This is a genomic window from Streptomyces sp. NPDC020845, assembly GCF_044334165.1.
Classification (GTDB): domain Bacteria; phylum Actinomycetota; class Actinomycetes; order Streptomycetales; family Streptomycetaceae; genus Streptomyces.
In genome coordinates, this window is sequence record NZ_JBIRSJ010000001.1 from 327,137 (window position 1) to 343,509 (window position 16,373).

Below are 16,373 nucleotides of genomic sequence, written 5' to 3' on the forward strand. Positions count from 1 at the left end.
GGGATGACCGTGAACGTGACGGCGGACGAGCCCGCCCTGCCCGTGCGGCCGCTGCTCGGCCACGACCCGGAGTCGTTCGGCCGCTACCGCCTGCTGGCCCGCCTCGGGTCCGGCGGGATGGGAACCGTCTTCCTGGCCCGCTCCGATGGCGGACGGACCGTGGCGCTCAAGGCCATCCACCGCGACCTGGCCGAGGAGAGGGAGTTCCGCGAGCGGTTCCGGCAGGAGCTCCAGGCGGCCCGTTCCCTCGGCGGAGCCGACTTCTTCCCGGCCGTCGTGGACGCCGACACCGACGGGCCGCGGCCGTGGCTGGCCTCCGAATACCTGCTCGGGCCCTCCCTGGCACAGGCCGTGGAGGCCCACGGCCCTTGGCCGTACGCCGCGTTGCGCGCCCTGGGAATCGCGCTCGCCCGGGGGCTGGCCACGGTGCACCGCCAGGGCCTGGTGCACCGCGATCTCAAGCCCTCCAACGTGCTGATCACCGCCGACGGCCCCAAACTGATCGACTTCGGGCTCGCCCGGGCCGTGGGCGCCGAGCGGCTGACCCGTACCGGCCGCCAGATGGGCACCCCCGCCTACATATCGCCCGAACAGGCGCGCCCCGTCGGCGGACAGAGCGTCGGACCGCCCGCCGACGTGTTCGCGCTGGGCGGCCTGCTGGTGTACGCGGCCACCGGAAGGGCGCCGTTCGGCGAGGGCGGGGCCAACGACGTGCTGTACCGCGTGGCGTACGCGGAGCCGGACCTCGCCGGGGTGCCGGAGGAGCTGTGGCCGCTGGTCGTCGGGTGTCTGGCCAAGGACCCCGCGGACCGGCCCGCGGCCGACCGGATCGCACGCGCCCTGACGGACACGGGCACGGGCGACGACGGCGAACGGGAGCGGGACCGGGACCATCCATGGGACGGCGAACGGCAACGGGACGGCGAACGGGAACGGTTCGCCGGTCTGCTCCCGGCGGGCGTCCTGCACGACATCGCGCTGCGCACCGCGACCGTGTGGGATGTGGCGGTACGGCGGCCCGAAGAGCCCCAGGCCCCGCCGTCCGCCACCGCCACTGCCACTGCCCCCGAGGCGACACCGTCCCAGGACGCCCCGCTCCCGGCCCGCCGCAGGCTGGTGCTGGGCGGGCTGGGGGCGCTGGCCGCCGCCGGAGTGGCGGGCGGCGTGTGGTGGGCGGTGGCCGGCCCCGGTGACGACGACACCCGCGGCGAACCCCGGCCCGGCCCCGGCGCCTCCGGCACGGACACCGCGCCGCAGCCGCTGTGGGAGTACCGCGGCCCCCTCGGGGACCTCGGCACGCCGCTGTACCACCGGGGAGTCATCGCCGTACAGGCCGACCCGGGGGCCGGCATCCTCGGCGTGGACGCCCGCCGTGGCACGCTGCGCTGGACCGCGCCCGCGGTGTCCGGGTACACGCCGATGACCTGCGGCGATCTGATCGTCATGAAGGCCACCTACGCCGACGGGGACGACCGGCTGGCGATGGTCGACCCCGCCGACGGCAGGACCTGGTACTCCGACCCGCTGGGGGTGACCTTCCGCTTCACGGACCACCCGATCAGCGCCGGGGACGCCCGTACCGCGTATGTGTTCGGCCACTCGGGCGCGCACCGCGACGGTACGCCGGACAGCCGCCGCCGGTATCTGCTCGCGTACGACATGGTGGCCCGGAAGGTGCGCTGGCGCCGGGAGCTCGAGCGCGGCTCGGCCACCCACCTCCCGGCCGTGGTGGCGGGGGGCCGGCTGGTGCTCGTCGACGACGGTTCGGTGACCGCGTACGACACGGCCGACGGCCGGCGGCGGTGGCGGGTGGCGCTGCCCGGGGACGGTCTGGTCGCGGGTGACGCCGGCGACGAGGTGCCGCGGTGGACGGTGGCGGTGGCACGCGGCACCGTGCTGATGAGCGGGCCCGGGCTGCGCACGATCGATCTGCGCACCGGCCGCGGGGGCTGGCGGCTGGACCCCGACCAACTGCCCTCCGGCACGGGCGACGAGGCGGCGTTCGGCGCCCCCGCCGTGGCGGACGGCGTCGCCTACCTCACGGTCCTGGGCACGCATGTGTTCGCCATCGATCTGGCGTCCCATCATGTGCGGTGGAGGTGGAAGGCGGACACCGACCTCGCCGCGCCGCTCGCCCGCACCGCGGTGGCCGACGGGCTGGTCTTCCCGCCGTCCTCCGACAGCCGTGCCGCCGCGGTCGCGGTGGACCGCCGCACCGGACGGACGCGGTGGACCCTGCGCGACTCGTCCGGCTCCGTACTCGGCACCACGGAGCCGCTGGTGGGCCAGGGTCGGCTCTACGTCGTACGAGGCAAGTCGATCCGGGCGCTGCCGCTGACCTGAAGCCGACGAGCACGGTCCGCGGGCACGGTCCGCGAGCGCGGCGCGCGGGCACGGTCCGCGAGCACGGTGCGCGGGCGCGGTGCGCGGGCCGAACAACATGCCGGAGCCGGTCTTCGGTTGACTTAAACCTTGGTTGATATCGGAGTCTCGGGACGCGGGCGGGCGATCCACCCGCCCCGCCGATCACAAGGACTCCGATATGTCACATACACAGCAAGCTCCCGGCGACGCTCCGCCCACCTCACCCCGGCTGGCGGTCCTCGCCGCCGTGGTCACGCTCGGCTCCATCATGTCGGTGCTGGACACCACGGTGGTGAACGTCGCCATCAACCCGCTGGCCCAGCGGTTCGACGCCCCGCTCCCCACGGTCCAGTGGGTGTCCTCCGGCTACTCCCTGGCCCTGGCCGCGGTGATCCCGGTGACGGCCTGGGCGATCCGGCGGTTCGGCACCAAGCGCGTCTACATGACGGCCATCGCGCTGTTCACCCTGGGCTCCCTGCTGGCCGGAACGGCGTGGTCGATCGAGTCGCTGGTGGCCTTCCGGATGGTGCAGGGGCTGGGCGGCGGCATGATCGTGCCGACCGGGATGACGATCATGATGCAGGCGGCCACCCCGGAGACCATGGGCCGCATCATGAGCATCATGGGGATTCCCATCCTCATCGGCCCCGTGAGCGGACCGGTGCTGGGCGGCTGGCTGGTGGACTCCTTCTCCTGGCGCTGGATGTTCACCATCAATGTGCCCGTCGGCGTCACCGCCCTGGTCGTCGCCGCCCGCGCGCTGCCACGCGCCGTGGGAGCCCCCGGCCAGCGGTTGGACATCCCGGGCCTGCTGATGCTCTCCCCGGGCCTGGCCGCGCTGATCTACGGCCTGTCCACCGGCGCGGAGCACCGGGACTTCGGCGGCGTGGGTGTGGTGCTCCCGGCGGCCGTGGGGGCGGCGCTGGTCGTGGGCTTCGTCGTACGGGCCCGTGTCTCCCCGCATCCGCTGATCGATCTGCGGCTGTACCGCGACCGGGCCTTCGCGGCGGGCGCGGGGACGCTGGGCCTGTTCGTCGTCGGCTACTTCGGCAGCATGCTGCTGCTGCCCATGTACTTCCAGGTGGTGCGGGGCGAGAGCGCCACGGCCTCCGGTCTGCTGGGCGCCCCGCTGGGGCTGGCGGCCGGGGTGACCATGCAGTTCTCCGGGCGGCTCGCGGACAAGGTCGCGCCGCGGTGGCTGGTGGCCGGCGGTGTCACCACGGCGGTGCTCGGCATGGGGCTGTTGACCCTGCAACTGTCGGACACCCTCGCCTACTGGCGGGTGGCCGTTCCGCTCCTGGTGCTGGGCATCGGCGTCGGGACAACCATGATGCCGACGATGGCCGCCGCCACCCGCGGGCTCTCGGCGGACGACGCACCCTCGGCCTCGACGGCCCTTCAGATCACCTCCCAGGTGGCCGCCGCGACCGGTGTGGCCTTCTTCTCCGTCACGCTCTCCATCAACGGCGGCGGGACCACCACCCCCACCCACGCCGGGCCGTTCGCCGACACCTATCTCTGGGCCGTGGTCCTTATGCTGGCCGCCGTCCTCCCCGCCCTGCTCCTCCCGCGCCGCCGCCCCACGGCCCCGGCGGCGGCGAACGCCCCCACCGAGGAGCGCGCTCCGCAACGCACCTGACGCCGTGTCGGCGCGCCCGCGACTTCCGGCGGCCAATCTTAACCCGGTAAATTTCGTTACCGGGTTAAGATATGCTCCCGATTCCCGCCCACGGCGGGTTCCGCTGTCCATCGATCGTCGATTCGGAGCACGTCATGCGCATCGGTGTCGCCCTGCCCACCGACTTCACCCGGCTGTCACAAGAGGTCAACTCCGTCGACACCCTGATCGGCCAGGTGAAGGAGCTGGCCGACGCCGGGCTGTCCGCCGCCTGGTTCACCCAGCGGTTCGACCACGACGCCATCACGGTGGCCGCTCTGGCGGCCCGCGAGGTCCCCGGCATCGACGTCGGCACCGCGGTCGTACCCATCTACCCGCGCCACCCCATCGCGCTGTCCATGCAGGCCCAGACCGCGCAGGCGGCCTCCCACGGGCGCTTCACGCTGGGCGTCGGGCTCTCGACCAAGTCGTTCGTCGAGCAGACCTACGGGCTCGCGCCGCACTCCAGGGTCCGCCATCTGCGCGAACACCTGGAGGCGCTGCGCTCCTTGCTGGAGACCGGATCGGTGGACTTCAACGGCGAGACACTGGTGGCCAAGACCTCGCTGTCGGCCAGTGTGCCGGGCGCCCGGCCGCGGGTGCCGGTGCTGGTCGCGGCAGCCGCCGGGGAGCATGCCCTGCGCGCCGCCGGCGAACTCGCCGACGGCGCGCTGCCGATCATGTCCGGCCCGCGCACCCTGGCCGAGTACACCGTCCCCACCCTCACGCGCCACACCGAGGCCGCCGGCCGCCCGGCGCCCCGGGTGGCCGTGATCGTCTCCGGTGTCGTGACCGCCGACGTGGCAGGCGCCCGCGCCCGCGCCGAGCAGAACATGGCCCCCTACAAGAACCTCCCCGCCTACCGCGCCGCCCTGGACCGCGAAGGCATCGACAACCCCGTCGACCTCGTCGCGATCGGCGACGAGGAGCTGCTGGCGGCCCAAGTGGCCGCGTACTTCGAGGCGGGCGCCACCGAACTCGTCTACACCCAGACCGCGATCGGCTCCCCCGAGGACGAGCGCCGCACCTGGAAACTCCTCGGCGAGCTGGCGGCGCGGGGCTGACCCCGGCCGCCGCACGGAGGTGGCGGGCAGAAAACGCTGGCGGACCCGCGCAACCCCTCGGCATCATGTCCGGATGCTGATCAGGGAAGCCACACCGCGGGACTGGCCCGCCATCTGGCCCTTCTTCCACGAGACCGTCGCCGCGGGGGAGACCTTCACCTATCCGCTCGACCTCAGCGAGGAGCAGGGCCGCGACTGGTGGCTCCTTGAGCCGCCGAACCGTACGGTCGTCGCCGTGGACGAGGCGGGCACGGTCCTCGGCACGGCGAAGATGAACAACAACCACATGGGCAACGGCGCGCACATCGCGAGCGCCAGCTACATGGTCGACCCGGCCCACTCCGGACAGGGCGTGGGCCGGGCGCTGTGCGCGTACTCACTGGACTGGGCCCGGGCGGCGGGCTTCCGCCGGATGCAGTTCAACGCGGTCGTGGAGACCAATGTGCACGCGGTGCGGCTCTACCGGTCGCTCGGCTTCGAGGTGCTGGGCACGCTCCCGGAAGGCTTCCGCCACCCGACGAACGGATACGTGGGGCTGCACATCATGCACCGCGCACTGTGAAGCGCGGGCCTTGGCCCGACGCCGTGCCGCTCAGCCGGCATCCCGCCGCTGCTGGGCCTCGATCCGGCGCAGTACGGACTCCAGATGTGCCTCGGAGGCGGCCCGGGCCGCCTCCGGGTCGCGGGCCTCGATGGCCCGCAGGATGGCCTGGTGCTCCTCGATGGTCGAGCGCCGGCGGGCGGCGGACAGCGGAGAGGAGCGCCGCCCCGGCTCGCCGATCTCGTACACCCGGTCCAGCAGGCGCAGCAGCAGGGGATTGCGGGTGTACTGCGCGATGGCGCGGTGGAAGGTGCGGTCCAGGTCGGTGAACTCCTGTCGCGACGGCTCGCGCCGCATCGCGTCGAGGAGGGCGTGGAGCTGGACGATGTCGGCGGGCGTCGCGCGCGTCGCCGCCCGTGCGGTCACCGACGGTTCGATACATGCGCGCACCTCCATGACCTGGAGGAGTTCGGCCGTGGCGTCGAGGCCCGCGGCCAGGACGTCGCCGCGCGGGGTGGCTCCAGGGTCGAGGACGACGGTGCCCGCGCCGGGGCGGCGGGCGACCAGCCCGCGGGAGGCGAGCGCGCGCAGCGCCTCGCGGACCGAGCCGCGGGAGACCCCGAGGCTCTCCGCGAGCTCCCGCTCGGGGGGAACCCGCGAGCCGGGCGGCAGCTCACCGCTGAGGATCAGCCGCTCCAGACCGACGGCCAGCGCGTCCGGCCTCGACAGGGTGGAGTGCCGCAGTTGCCGCCAGTCCATTTTTTGGTTCTCAGCCTTCTGACGATCCGGTCGGTGGTTCAGGCTCTCATATCGCGAAGAAGCCGGAGCAAGGCGATTTAACCAGGTGGTGACGGTGCGGAAACCAGGCGCCCGGGGCCGCCGCACTAGCGTCACCTGACATCGAACTTGGTCCTACCAATGGACCAATCCGCGTTTCTGCGCCATGCTGGGCCGCACCGCGCCGGCCCGTCTCACCCTCACCTCGTCTCCCCCTCGGTCCCCCTCAGTAAGGCAAGACAGCCATGCGCCCACGCCGCCTGCCCCTGTCTCTTCCACACCGGGCCGCCACCGCCCTCCTCAGCTGCGCGGTGCTCGGCGCCGCCACCGGCTGCGCCTCCCTGGCCACTCCCGCGACCGAGACCGGGCCGGACCGGATGGCCGACACCCGGCCCGTCCGCGACGGCGGCACGCTCACCGTCGCGCTCAAGTCCGACCCGGACAAACTCGACCCGACCCTGGCCAGCACCGCCGTCGGCCGGACCGTGTTCTCCGCCATGTGCGAGAAGCTGTACGACGTCGACCAGGACAACCAGGTCGTACCGCAGCTCGCCGCCGAGCTGCCGAAGACCACCGACCACGGACGCACCGTCACCATCCGGCTCCGCAAGGGCATCCGGTTCGCCGACGGCACACGCCTGGACGCACGGGCCGTCAAGACCTCCCTCGAACGGCACAAAACACTGTCCGGCTCCACCCGCGCGGGCGAACTGAAGCCCGTGACCGGTGTGAGCGCCATCGGGGACGACACGGTCCGGCTGCGGCTGAGCGAGCCGTACGTCCCCCTGCTCTCGCTGCTCGCCGACCGCTCGGGGATGGTGATGTCCCCCAAGGCGCTCAAGACCTACGGCGACCGGTTCGCGAGCCACCCCACCTGCGTCGGCCCGTTCCGCTATGCGGAGCGGGTCGTGGGCGACCGGATCGTGCTGCGGAAGGACCCGTACTACTACGACGCGAAAAAGGTCCACCTCGACCGGGTCGTCTACCGGACCATCACCGACGGCAACGTCCGGATGGCGAATCTGCTCTCCGGCGATATCCAGGTCGGCGACCAGATGGACCCGGTCCAGGTCGGCCGGGCGCTCACCGAGCCGGGGTTGCAACTGTTCCACTCGCCCTCGCTCGGCTACTACGGGCTGACCCTCAACATCGGCAACACCAAGGGCGCCGGGGAGCCGCCGGGCCGTATCGACACCCCGATCGCCCGCGACGTACGGGTGCGCGAGGCATTCGACCTGTCCCTGGACCGGGCGCTGATCAACAAGATCGTCTTCCAGGGGATGTACCGGCCCACCTGCGGCCCGCTCCCCGAGGGCACCCCCTACGCCGCCGCGGCCGACTGCCCCGCCGCCGACCCCGCGAGGGCCGGACGGCTGCTGAAACAGGCCGGGGTGTCCACCCCGGTCAAGGTGCAACTGCAGGTCAGCACCACACCGGAGGACAGCCGACTCGGCCAGGTCGTCCAGGCCATGGCCAAGGAAGCGGGCTTCGAGGTGACCCTGCGGCCGACCGAGTTCGCCACCGGACTGCAACACGCCCGCTCCGGCGACTTCCAGGCGGCCACCACCAACTGGTCCGGCCGGCTCGACCCGGCCGGAAACATCGACGCGTTCGCCGGTACGGGCGGCGCCCAGAACTACGGCGGCCTGTCCGACCCCGCCATCGACAAGCTCATCGCCGACGGACACTCCACCGCCGAGGTGACCGACCGCAAGAAGATCTACGAACGGCTCGTGGCAGCCGTCCGGGACCGGCACACCGTGCTCTATCTCATCCAGCCCAACAACTACGTCTCCGCCACCAAGGACATCGCCGGTCTGCGCGTCCTCGGCGACGGCCTGATCCGCGTCAAGGAAGCGGGCTATACGAAGGGAGACGGCTGATGTCCCGGCTGATGCCCCGCTATCTGCTGCGCCGCGTCGGCGAGTCACTGATCACCCTCTTCCTGGTCAGCATCGTGGTCTTCGCCGGCGTACGGGCCCTGCCCGGCGACACGGCCACCGCCCTGGCCGGAGAGGAGGCCACCCCCGAGGCGATCGCCGAGATCCGCCGTGCCTACGGACTCGACGACAACATCGTGGTCCAGTACCTGCGCTATGTGCGCCACGCCCTCACCGGCGACCTGGGGACCTCCTCCCGTACCGGCCTCCCGGTGCTGGACTCCGTCCTGGACGCCCTGCCCGTCACCCTGGAACTGTCCGCGCTGGCGCTGCTGCTCGCCGTCCTCGTCGGCGTCAGCGCCGGGGTCGTGGCGGCGGTGCGGCGCGGCAGGCCCGAGGAGTGGCTGGTGAACGCCCTGGCGCTGCTCGGGCTTTCGATCCCCGCCTTCTGGCTGGGCATCGTGCTCATCCTCACCTTCGCCATCGCCGTCCCCGTGTTCTCCGCCTCCGGCTTCGTCCCCTTCGGCGTCGACCCGGTGGAAAACCTGCGGCATATGGTGCTCCCGGCCATCGTCCTCGGCTCCGGCCTCGCGGCGGTCGTCATGCGGCAGACCCGCGCCGCCATGCTCGGCTCGCTGTCCGCCGACTACATCCGCACCGCACGCGCCAAGGGCCTCACCCGGCGCCAGGTGATCGGCTCGCACGCGCTGCGCAACAGCCTGGTCACCGTCGTCACCGTCCTCGGCCTGCAACTCGGCCATCTCATCTCGGGCGCGGTGGTCACCGAGCAGATCTTCGTCCTGCCCGGCTTCGGCAAGCTCACCATCGACGCGGTGTTCTCCCGGGACTACGCGATGGTCCAAGGCGTCGTGCTGTTCACCTCCGCCGCCTACATCCTGGTCAACCTGCTGGTCGACCTGGCCTATTCGCTGATCGACCCCCGCATCCGGCTCGGAGGTGCCCGGTGACCGTCGTGGACAACCCGGCCCCCACCGCCCCCGCCACCGGCGAACCCGCCACCGCGCCCGGTGCGCCGCTCTCCCCGCTCCGGCCGCTGCTCCGCAATCCGCTCGCCCTCACCGGTGCCGTCGCCGCCGCGATCCTGGTGCTGATCGCCCTGTTCGCGCCGCTGATCGCGCCGTACGACCCCACCCGGCCCGACTTTGCCACCGCTCTCGACCCGCCGAGCTGGGCACACTGGCTCGGCACCGACGACCTCGGCCGCGACCAGCTCTCCCGGGTCATTCACGGGGTGCGGGCCTCCCTCCAGATCGGGCTGCTCGCGGTGGCGCTGGCCTTTGCCGTCGGCGTGCCCCTCGGCCTCGCCGCGGGCTACTACGGACGCCTCGCCGACTCCGTGGTCTCCCGGCTCACCGACACCCTGCTCGCCTTCCCGTTCCTGGTGCTGGCGGTCGGCCTCGCCACCATCCTCGGACCCTCACTGCTCAATGCCACGATCGCCATCGGGGTGTCCCAGATCCCCGCCGTCATCCGCATCACCCGGGCGGAGACGCTGCGCCTCAAACACCTCGACTACGTCGCCGCGGCCGTCGCCAACGGCGGTGGCGACCGGACCGTGCTCTTCCGGCACATCCTGCCCAACTCCCTGTCGGCGCTCACCGTCCAGGCCACCGTCGGCATCCCCAGCGCCATCATCGGCGAGGCGCTGCTGAGCTTCCTCGGCCTCGGCGTCCAGCCCCCGTCGCCCTCGCTCGGGGTGATGCTCTCCAGCGCCCAGGCGTATATCGCCGCCGCACCCTGGATGGCCGTCTTCCCGGGCCTGGCGATCGTCGCCGCGACCCTCGCGTTCAACCTGCTCGGCGACGGGCTGCGCGACATCCTCGACCCCCGCGGAGACAGCCGATGACCATCCATCCCGCCCCCGCGCTCAGCGTCCGGGACCTGTCCGTCGTCTTCCGTACGCCCGACCGCCCGGTGCACGCGGTCGACGGTCTTTCGTACGACGTGGCCGCCGGCGAAGTCCTGGCCGTCGTCGGCGAGTCCGGCTGCGGCAAGTCCGTGACCTCCACCGCCGTCATGGGTCTGCTGCCGCCGACCGCCGAGGTCACCGGTTCGGTACGGCTCGGCGGCCGGGAACTGGTCGGGGCCACCGACAGGGAACTGCGGGACGTCCGCGGCAAGGAGATCGCGATGATCTTCCAGGAGCCGATGACCTCGCTCAACCCCGTTCTCACCATCGGCCGCCAGGTACGCGAAGTCCTCAGCCGCCACCGGGGGATGAGCCGCCGGGAGGCCCGCGACCACGCCGTCGAACTGCTCGACCTCGTCGGCATCCCCGCCCCCGGCAGCCGCGCCCGCGACTACCCCCACCAGCTCAGCGGCGGTATGCGCCAACGGGTCATGATCGCCATCGCCATCGCCTGCGACCCCGCCGTCCTGATCGCCGACGAACCCACCACCGCCCTCGACGTCACCGTCCAGGCGGGCATCCTGGAGGTCCTGCGGTCCCTGCGGGAGCGGCTCGGCACCGCGATCGTCCTGATCACCCATGACCTGGGCGTGGTCGCCGACATCGCCGACCAGGTGCTGGTGATGTACGCGGGGCGCGCCGTCGAACAGGCCCCCGTGGACGACCTGTTCGCCGATCCGCGCCACCCCTACACCCGCGGCCTCCTGGGCGCCGTGCCCGTCCGCGACCGCCCGGCCGCCCACGAGGGCAGACCACGGCTCCAGGAGATCCCCGGACTCGTCCCGAGCCTTGGCGAACAGCCCGACCGGTGCACCTTCCAGCCCCGCTGCGCGGCCGCCGACCAGCAGTGCGCCACCGCCCGGCCCGCCCTGCGGCCGCTACGGGACGGACACCACGCCGCCTGCTGGCACCCCGTACAGACGCCCACGCCCCACCGGCCCAAGGAGGCCGCCCAGTGAACACCGCAGCCGGCCTCATGACTCACCCCCCTGCTCTCGATATCCAGGGCCTCACCCGCTACTTCACCGGCGGCAACGGCACCGTCAGGGCCGTCGACGGCGTCAGCCTCACCATCGGCCGGGGCGAGATCGTCGGCCTGGTCGGCGAGTCGGGCAGCGGCAAGTCCACCGTGGGACGGTGCGCCGTACGGCTCGACCGGCCCACCGGCGGCACCGTACGGATCAACGGCCGCGACATCACCCGCCTGTCCCGGCGCGCGCTGCGCCCGCTGCGCAAGGACTTCCACCTCGTCTTCCAGGACCCGTCCTCCTCGCTTGACCCCCGGATGACCGTGGGCGCCATCGTCGCCGAACCCCTGCGGCTGCACCGCATCGCCTCCGGCGACGCCCTGCGCGAGCGGGTCGCCGCGCTGCTCGCGCAGGTGGGGCTGCGCCCCGAACACGCCCGGCGGCGCCCGCACGAGCTCTCCGGCGGCCAGCGGCAGCGCGTCTCCATCGCCCGCGCCCTGTCCGTGGACCCGCAGCTGCTGGTGGCCGACGAGCCGACCTCGGCGCTCGACGTCTCCGTCCAGGCGTCCGTGCTCAACCTGCTGGCGGACCTCCAGCGGGACCGGCGGTTCGGGTGTCTGTTCATCACCCACGACCTGGCCGCGGTCGAATACCTCGCCGACCGGATCGCCGTCATGTACCTCGGACAGCTGGTGGAGCAGGCCCCGGCCGCCGAACTGTTCGCCGACCCCAAGCACCCCTACACCCAGGCGCTGCTGTCCGCCGCCCCCGTGCCCGACCCGCCCCGGCAGCGGACCCGAGCCCGGATCCTGCTCAGTGGGGAACTGCCCAGCCCGCTGGACCCGCCGGCGGGCTGCCGCTTCCACACCCGTTGCCCGCTCGCCACCGACCGGTGCCGCACCGAGCCCCCTGCCCTGCGGGAGCTGCCCGGCGGCGCGCGGCAGGTCTCCTGCCACCTGGTGGCCGACGACGGCACCGCCCCGGACGCCTCGGCCCCGGTCCCTGCCCGCTGACCAGGGCCCGCCGATGTAAGCCCGCCTCGCCCGCACCCGCACCCAGGTGGAACGATCAAGCCGTACCGAGACCAGGAGAGCCCCGTCATGTTCACCACCCGCCCCACCCTCCAGGGCACCCACGGCATGGTGTCCTCCACCCACTGGCTGGCCTCCCAGTCCGCCATGGCCGTCCTGGAGGACGGCGGCAACGCCTTCGACGCGGCCGTGGCCGCCGGGTTCGTGCTGCATGTCGTCGAACCGCATCTGAACGGACCGGCCGGCGAGGTGCCGATCATCCTCGCCCCGGCGGGCTCCGCCCCCACCGTCCTGTGCGGACAGGGCCCCGCCCCAGCCGGGGCCACCATCGACCACTACACCTCGCTGGGCCTCGACCTGGTCCCGGGCACCGGCCCGCTCGCCGCGGCCGTGCCCGGCGCGTTCGACGCCTGGATGCTGCTGCTCCGCGACCACGGCACCAAGCAGCTCGCCGAGGTCCTGAAGTACGCGATCGGCTACGCCGAAGGCGGCCATCCCGCCGTCGAACGCGTCGGCGAGACGGTCGAGACCGTACGGGAGCTCTTCGAGACCGAGTGGACCACCTCGGCCGGGCTGTATCTGCCCGGCGGCAAGGCCCCGGCCCCCGGGCGGCTGCTGAAGAACCCCGCCCTCGCCGCGACCTGGCGGCGGCTGCTCGCCGAGGCGGAAGCCGAAGGCCCCGGCCGCGAGGCCCGGATCGACGCGGCCCGCAGGATCTGGCGCGAGGGCTTCATCGCCGAGGCGCTGGCCGAGGCCGCCGCCCGGCCCACCATGGACTCGTCCGGGGAGCGCCACGCCGGCACCCTCACCCGCGACGACCTCGCCGCCTTCTCGGCCGGCTACGAGCCCCCCGCCACCTACGACTGGAACGGCTGGACGGTGTGCAAGGCCGGGCCCTGGAGCCAGGGCCCGGTGTTCCTCCAGCAACTGGCCCTGTTGCCGCCCGGCCTGACCGCCGGCGACTACGGAACCCCCGACTATCTGCACACCCTCATCGAGGGCGGCAAACTGGCCATGGCCGACCGCGAGGCCTGGTACGGCGACGCCGCCGACGTCCCGCTCGACGACCTGTTGTCCGCCCCGTACAACGACGAGCGCCGGGCGCTCATCGGCGAGCGCGCCAGCCACGAGCTGCGGCCGGGGCGGCCCGGCGGCCGCGAGCCGCGCCTGAGCAAGCAGGCCCTGGCCGCGGTCGCGCGCGCGGCGTCGCACGCCCCCGGGCCCGCCACCGCGCCCGGCGCGGGGGAGCCCACCGTCGGCCCCGACGGCACCACCCGCGGCGACACCTGCCACCTCGATGTCGTCGACCGCTGGGGGAACATGGTCGCGGCCACCCCCAGCGGCGGCTGGCTGCAGTCCAACCCCGTGATCCCGGAGCTCGGCTTTCCGCTCGGCACCCGCCTGCAGATGACCTGGCTGGACCCCGGGCTGCCGGCCTCCCTCACCCCCGGCCGCCGCCCCCGCACCACGCTCACCCCCTCCCTCGCCCTGCGCGACGGCACCCCCGTGATGGCCTTCGGCACACCGGGCGGCGATCAGCAGGACCAGTGGAGCACCCACTTCTTCCTCGCCGTCGCCCTGCGCCCGCCCGTCCGTTCCGGGCTCGATCTGCAAGGCGCCATCGACGCGCCCAACTGGCACCAGGAGAGCTTCCCCAGCTCGTTCCACCCGCGAGCGATGGCGGCGGGGAAGGTCGTGATCGAGTCCCGGATCGGCGAGCCGGCCATCGCCGAGCTCCGCCGCCGCGGCCATGACGTCACGGTCGGCGGCGCCTGGACCGAGGGGCGGCTGTGCGCGGTCGCCCGCGACCCCGACACCGGTGTCCTCCTCGCGGCCGCCAACCCGCGCGGCGCCCAGGGGTACGCCGTGGGCCGATGACAGCGGCCCCGGGCCGGGTGAGCGGTGGCCCGGCCCGGGGCAGGAATCCGGCCGGCCCGGGCGAGGAGTGGCCTGGTCGGGGCCGGGAGCGTGCTGGCCGGGCGGGTGTCGGTGGCGTGCCTTACGGTCGTCCCATGACCACGTCCGACGATGTCCGTGCAATCGCGCTGTCGCTCCCCGAGACGACGGAGAAGACCGCCTGGTCCATGCCCACCTTCCGGGTCGCCGGGAAGATGTTCGCCACGCTCCCCGAGGACGAGACCTCGATGGCCGTCAGATGCCCCAAGGAGGAGCGCGACGAGCTGGTCCTCGCCGAGCCGGAGAAGTTCTGGATCGCCTCCCACGAGGCGAGCTTCGCCTGGGTGCGGGTGCGGCTCGCCGCGGTGGACGACAAGGACGAGCTGCGCGACATCCTCGTCGACTCCTGGCAGCAGGCCGCGCCGCCCAGGCTCCTGGAGGAGCGGGCCGGGAAGGCGCGGCGATGAGCCCTCGGCGTGGGCGGGCCGTCAGCCGATGCCGGCCAGGCCCTTCGCGGTCTGCCGGGCCCGGCCGCGGGAGACCCTGAGCGGATCCCAGTCCGGCCCGCGGTCGGGGAGCCGCGACGGGTCTCCCACGACGGCGCCCCGGTGCACCTCTCCCAGCAGCGGGCGGTCCAGCACTTGGGAGGCACATGCCATGCCGCCGGTGGCGGTGCCGCCCACCCCGCTGCCGTACCGGGTGGACTGCCCGACCACATACAGCCCTTCGACGCCGGTGCGCACATCCGGGCGCTTGCCCACGCCGCCCCAGTTGCCAATGCCGTACGGAGTGCCCCCGCTGGCCAGGATGTATCGCTCGTTGGTCAGCGGAGTGGCGGTCTCCAGATGGGTGATGCGGTCCCGGAAGGGGCCGATGACCTTCTCGGCGGTGGCCAGCATCGTGTCGGTGAGCTGCTTCTTCCGCGCCAGATAGGCGGCGTTGCGACGGTAGCGCTCGCCATCGGCCGGGCCCTTGTCCACACCCCAGAACTCAGGGCCGGGCGGGCAGACCGTCATGATCTGGAAGTTGCTGTGACCCGGCGGGCACACATTGGGCGCGCCGGCGTCCTTGACCGAGGCGAAGGAGAAGATCAGCTGAGGAACCTCCCTCATCTGCTCCTCGATCATCCTCGCGTGTGCCCGCTCCAGATCGTCGCTGTCGTGCCACCAGATGTTGGCGTTGGGGATGTCGGGCAGCTCGGTGTCCAGCGCGACGTACAGCGCGGTCAGCGAACACCGCATGGTCGCTTCCCGGGTCTGTCTGACCAGATGGGCGGGGAAGGCCGCCTCCCCGCCGCACAGGTCGAGGACGGTCCGGCGGTAGTCGGCGTTGGAGATCACCACGGGTGCCATGATGCGCTCCCCGTCGGTCAGTTCGACCCCCACCGCCGTGTCGTTCTCGATGAGGATACGAGCCACCGCGGTCCGGGTACGCAGCTCCCCGCCGTGCCCCTCCAGCGCCTCGACCAGGGTGGCCACCAGCACCTGGCCGCCGCCCTCGGGGTAGTAGGCGCCGCGCATGTAGTGGTCCATCAGGCCGGCGTGCACGGAGAAGCCGACGTCGTCGGGCAGCGCCCCGTAGTTTCCGTACTGTGCGGCCAGCAGGGTCCTGGCCTTGGGGGAGAAGCCGCAGTGGTCGAAGACCTTGCCGAGGGACCGCCGACTCCAGCGCGTCACCTCGGGGTTGGCGCGGTAGAGGTCCACGACGGGCTCGCCGAGCACACTCGCCCGGCTCAGCGCGGTCGTGCTCTTGGAGAGATCGATGAATGTGTCGATCCCGGTGGCCTCGCCGGGCAGCGCGCGCTTGAGTCTGTCGCGGTAGTTGTCCCAACCCGAGGGAACATCCAGTGTGGTGGTGGGGGTGATCACCCGGTCGAAGCCGCGCTCGTTGTCCATCGGCCGGAAGCGCACCCGGTCGTCGGCGCCGAGTCCGGAGAGGATGGCCGGAATGATCCCGTCCGTCCCGCAGTCGCCCAGGTAGTGCGTGCCGACGTCGAACTCGTATCTGCGCCGTCTGCGGAAGACGTGTGCGTTTCCGCCCGCCACGTCGTGCTGTTCCAGGACCAGCACCCGGCGGCCGTCGGCGGCGAGATAACCGCCGCACACCAGGCCGCCGATACCGCTGCCGACGATGATCGCGTCATAGCGATCCGGCCGCGCGGTCTGGTGTGAGGTCACATCGGTGGTCATCCCAGTCCCCCTGTACGATGCCGCCTGGACCTCAAGACCAACAGGGGCATATTGGTCCGGTCCAGGACTTAACGAC

At 72.7% G+C, this 16,373-nt stretch carries 13 protein-coding genes; 11 read left to right on the forward strand and 2 right to left on the reverse strand.

Going from position 1 to position 16,373, the window contains the following annotated elements:
* Window positions 1-3 precede the first annotated feature (3 nt).
* From ACH4U7_RS01205 to ACH4U7_RS01220, 4 genes are all read left to right on the forward strand, one after another.
* On the forward strand, window positions 4-2,343 hold the full coding sequence (locus ACH4U7_RS01205) for a PQQ-binding-like beta-propeller repeat protein (RefSeq protein ID WP_398525951.1): 2,340 nt from the start codon (window positions 4-6) through the stop codon (window positions 2,341-2,343).
* Between the two features lie 199 nt (window positions 2,344-2,542).
* Complete coding sequence (locus ACH4U7_RS01210; RefSeq protein WP_398525952.1) at window positions 2,543-4,003, forward strand: DHA2 family efflux MFS transporter permease subunit; 1,461 nt, start codon at window positions 2,543-2,545, stop codon at window positions 4,001-4,003.
* Window positions 4,004-4,137: 134 nt separating this feature from the next.
* A complete protein-coding gene (locus ACH4U7_RS01215; RefSeq protein ID WP_398525953.1) occupies window positions 4,138-5,085 on the forward strand; it encodes a TIGR03564 family F420-dependent LLM class oxidoreductase in 948 nt (315 codons plus the stop codon).
* Between the two features lie 73 nt (window positions 5,086-5,158).
* Window positions 5,159-5,647: a GNAT family N-acetyltransferase gene (locus tag ACH4U7_RS01220; protein ID WP_398525954.1), complete on the forward strand. Its 489-nt coding sequence runs from the start codon at window positions 5,159-5,161 to the stop codon at window positions 5,645-5,647.
* A gap of 30 nt (window positions 5,648-5,677) precedes the next feature.
* On the opposite strand, the gene ACH4U7_RS01225 is transcribed toward ACH4U7_RS01220, so the two are convergent.
* Window positions 5,678-6,385, reverse strand: coding sequence for a FadR/GntR family transcriptional regulator (locus ACH4U7_RS01225; RefSeq protein WP_089505567.1), 708 nt, complete (start codon window positions 6,383-6,385; stop codon window positions 5,678-5,680).
* A gap of 263 nt (window positions 6,386-6,648) precedes the next feature.
* Here ACH4U7_RS01225 and ACH4U7_RS01230 point away from each other — a divergent pair, with 263 nt between their 5' ends.
* The 7 genes from ACH4U7_RS01230 (at window position 6,649) to ACH4U7_RS01260 (ending at window position 14,575) form a co-directional block, all read left to right on the forward strand.
* Window positions 6,649-8,286, forward strand: a complete 1,638-nt coding sequence (locus ACH4U7_RS01230) for an ABC transporter substrate-binding protein (protein WP_398525955.1) — start codon at window positions 6,649-6,651, stop codon at window positions 8,284-8,286.
* An 11-nt stretch (window positions 8,287-8,297) separates the two neighbouring features.
* Entirely contained in the window at window positions 8,298-9,251 is a 954-nt protein-coding gene (locus ACH4U7_RS01235; protein WP_398526432.1) for an ABC transporter permease, read from the forward strand.
* A complete protein-coding gene (locus tag ACH4U7_RS01240) occupies window positions 9,248-10,150 on the forward strand; it encodes an ABC transporter permease (RefSeq protein WP_398525956.1) in 903 nt (300 codons plus the stop codon). Before ACH4U7_RS01235 ends, ACH4U7_RS01240 begins: the two co-directional genes overlap by 4 nt.
* On the forward strand, window positions 10,147-11,172 hold the full coding sequence (locus ACH4U7_RS01245) for an ABC transporter ATP-binding protein (protein WP_398525957.1): 1,026 nt from the start codon (window positions 10,147-10,149) through the stop codon (window positions 11,170-11,172). Before ACH4U7_RS01240 ends, ACH4U7_RS01245 begins: the two co-directional genes overlap by 4 nt.
* 17 nt (window positions 11,173-11,189) lie before the next feature.
* Window positions 11,190-12,194 (forward strand): ABC transporter ATP-binding protein, encoded by a 1,005-nt coding sequence (locus ACH4U7_RS01250; RefSeq protein ID WP_398526433.1) that lies wholly within the window; start codon window positions 11,190-11,192, stop codon window positions 12,192-12,194.
* A gap of 87 nt (window positions 12,195-12,281) precedes the next feature.
* Complete coding sequence (locus ACH4U7_RS01255) at window positions 12,282-14,090, forward strand: gamma-glutamyltransferase family protein (protein WP_398525958.1); 1,809 nt, start codon at window positions 12,282-12,284, stop codon at window positions 14,088-14,090.
* 134 nt (window positions 14,091-14,224) lie between these two features.
* The gene (locus tag ACH4U7_RS01260; protein WP_398525959.1) at window positions 14,225-14,575 is read left to right on the forward strand and encodes an MmcQ/YjbR family DNA-binding protein; all 351 of its coding nucleotides are present in this window, start codon (window positions 14,225-14,227) and stop codon (window positions 14,573-14,575) included.
* 21 nt (window positions 14,576-14,596) lie between these two features.
* On the opposite strand, the gene ACH4U7_RS01265 is transcribed toward ACH4U7_RS01260, so the two are convergent.
* Window positions 14,597-16,297, reverse strand: coding sequence for a phytoene desaturase family protein (locus ACH4U7_RS01265; protein WP_398525960.1), 1,701 nt, complete (start codon window positions 16,295-16,297; stop codon window positions 14,597-14,599).
* Between the last annotated feature and the right edge of the window lie 76 nt (window positions 16,298-16,373).